The organism is Chryseobacterium sp. VD8 (genome assembly GCF_037149975.1).
Lineage (GTDB): Bacteria > Bacteroidota > Bacteroidia > Flavobacteriales > Weeksellaceae > Chryseobacterium > Chryseobacterium indicum.
Genome location: NZ_JBBCQL010000383.1, coordinates 1 through 2,151, shown reverse-complemented (window position 1 = coordinate 2,151; position 2,151 = coordinate 1). Strand labels below are relative to the sequence as shown.

Here is a 2,151-nt window from a genome sequence, read left to right as displayed (position 1 = left end):
TTTATCTTAGAATGCAATGAAACTAAAAACGAAACTCACCCTCGGAGCAGGTCTTTTATTTGTGCTGATTGTTCTGCTATCGGTTATCGGGTCTTTTTACATCAATAAACTGAAATCTGACACGGAAAAAATTCTTATCGCCAATTACAACAGTCTGGAATTTTCTCAGAATATGCTTCTGGCACTGGATAAAATGAAAACCGACAGCGCCGTTGCCATTAAAGATTTTAAGAAAAATAATCTTCTTCAGGAAAGAAATTTAACAGAATTCGGAGAGAAGGAAGCTACCCAGAATCTCAATCTTCATTTCAACAGCTACATCCATGATCCTTCGCCGGAAAAAGAAAAGATGATCCGTGAAGATCTGGTTAAAATCATGTCACTCAATATGAAAGGAATTGAGCGAAAAAGTGATATTGCCATTATAACAGCAGAAAATGCAACGTTCTGGATCGCCTGTCTCGGAACCATTTGTTTTTTAATTGCGATCACGCTTGTTTTTAATCTTCCTCAGACGATTGCGGAACCCATCAGTCAGCTTACGTTCAGTATCCGACAGATTGCCAATAAAAATTATAACGAAAGGGTTCATTTCAGGGGAAGTGAAGAGTTTAACGATCTTGCCAATTCTTTCAACATCATGGCAGAAAAGCTTCAGGAATATGAAAGCAGCACTTTGTCTGAACAGCTTATGGATAAAAAACGGATTGAAACCCTCGTGAATAATATGCACGATGCTGTAATCGGTCTGGACGAAAATCATTTTATTTATATGATTAATGATGAGGCTCTTAAAATCACGAATCTCAATAAAGATGAAATTATCGGGAAAACGGTTCATGAAGTAGCTGTAAACAATGATCTGATAAGGGAACTTCTGAAAAACATCAATCATCCGCAGAAAGATCCTATTAAAATTGTAACCGACAATAAGGAAAATTATTTTGAGCAGGATGTAATCCCGATCAATATTACAAAAACGGGAGAAAAGGAAAAAAAATACATCGGAAAGGTTATTCTGCTGAGAAACATAACTCCTTTCAAAGAACTGGATTTTGCAAAAACCAACTTTATCGCAACCATTTCGCATGAATTAAAAACTCCTATTTCTGCCATAAAAATGGGCGTTCAGCTTTTGGAAAATCAAAAATTCGGGGAACTGAATGATCAGCAGAAAGAATTATTAAAAAGCATTAATGAAGACGGACAAAGACTGCTTGATATTACGGGGGAACTGCTGAACTTATCCCAGGTGGAAACCGGAAATATCCGACTGAATATCGAAAGCTGCGCTCCAAAAGATATGGTACAGACTGCTGTAAAAAATGTGGAAAAATTGGCAGAACAGAAAAACATTTCGATACAGACGCAGTTTCTGACGGATGAAAAAGACTTTGTTATGGCTGATTTTGATAAAACTGTCTGGGTAATGAATAATTTCCTGAGCAATGCGATTAAACATTCTTTTCAGGACGAAAATATCCTGATTTTGGTTGAAAAAGAACTATCCGGAATTAAATTCAGCATTACCGATACCGGAAAAGGAATTGATGAAAAGTACCAGCGACAGATTTTCGACCGCTATTTTCAGGTTCCGGGAGAACATCAGAACGGAACCGGTTTAGGACTTGCGATTTCTAAAAATTTCATCGAGAAACAAAACGGAGAAATCGGCGTTAAAAGTTCTTTAAATCAGGGAAGTACTTTTTATTTTGTGTTGCCGATGGTTTAAATAAAATTTTCGTTTGAATTAGTATATTTGCGACAAAACTTTATTCATGAACATTTTTCAGAAATTTTTTTTCTTATTCTTTTTAATTATTTCAAAATTTCTTTTTGCTCAAAATGAAAATGAATTTCGTGAAGCGTTTACCTTAAAAATTGCTGTTGATTCTACGACGTTTTATCAGCAAGAAATTGCAAAATCTAAATATTTCGTTAAAGATAATATTTTACAAATTTATCCGGGTGAGCATCTTTTTATTGAAACAGAAGTAAAAGATGATAAGATACAAACGATGAAGATTGTGAAAGAAAACAAGAACCCTTTGAAAACCATAGAAATAGAATTTTATCAGGAAGTTTCTGGCAGGCAAAACAAAGGAATGACGCTTTCGGTAAGTAATCCTTTTGACAAAAATTTAAATTATG

The 2,151-nt window shown here is 34.9% G+C and carries 2 protein-coding genes; both read left to right on the top strand.

Annotated features, from left to right (window positions below; all coding sequences use genetic code 11):
• The first annotated feature begins 16 nt into the window (after positions 1-16).
• Positions 17-1,732 (top strand): HAMP domain-containing sensor histidine kinase, encoded by a 1,716-nt coding sequence (locus tag WFK35_RS22395; RefSeq protein WP_336734814.1) that lies wholly within the window; start codon positions 17-19, stop codon positions 1,730-1,732.
• 46 nt (positions 1,733-1,778) lie between these two features.
• Positions 1,779-2,151 (top strand): hypothetical protein (locus WFK35_RS22390; RefSeq protein ID WP_336734812.1); only part of this gene is annotated, 373 nt, incomplete at its 3' end.